Below are 568 nucleotides of genomic sequence, written 5' to 3' on the forward strand. Positions count from 1 at the left end.
TTAGTAAGCAAAACTACACCATGCTCGATAACCTTAACACAATGGGGGCACTCGCCGCATAAATAAAGGGCGATGTGCGAACCCTCTCTGATTGACTTGGAACTCCTGAAGAGGACAACAGGGCGGAAGTTTAAATACACCGTGAACGACTGAGCGAGAGGGCTTCTATCACATAGAAGAAGCGACAGTCTGAACTGCAACAATAACTTAATCGAGAAATTGCAGATTAACAATATGCAAATTAGGGTATGGTGGTACTAAAACAGAAATGCAACGTTTGTTAGCCGATGCTACTAAATTAACTGGTGTCAAATATGACATTAATAATTTGAGTGATGTGTATAGCGCCATTCATGCAGTACAAGAAAATTTGGATATCACAGGTACTACTGCTAAAGAATCTGCTGAAACATTTAGCGGATCTATGGCGTCCATGAAAGCTGCCGCTTCAAATGTTTTAGGGAAAATGTCCCTAGGAATGGATATTACTAACGATTTAAACGCCTTGGCACAAACTGTTTCTACTTTTCTGTTTAATAATTTTATTCCAATGGTAACTAATATTTTA

1 pseudogene is annotated in these 568 nt (G+C 38.9%); it reads left to right on the forward strand.

Annotated elements, in window-relative coordinates:
- Window positions 1–268: 268 nt before the first annotated feature.
- A pseudogene (locus Q5762_RS36990) lies at window positions 269–568 on the forward strand (hypothetical protein); the annotation flags it as partial.

The sequence above is a fragment of the Streptomyces sp. P9(2023) genome (assembly GCF_032436795.1).
Lineage (GTDB): Bacteria > Actinomycetota > Actinomycetes > Streptomycetales > Streptomycetaceae > Streptomyces.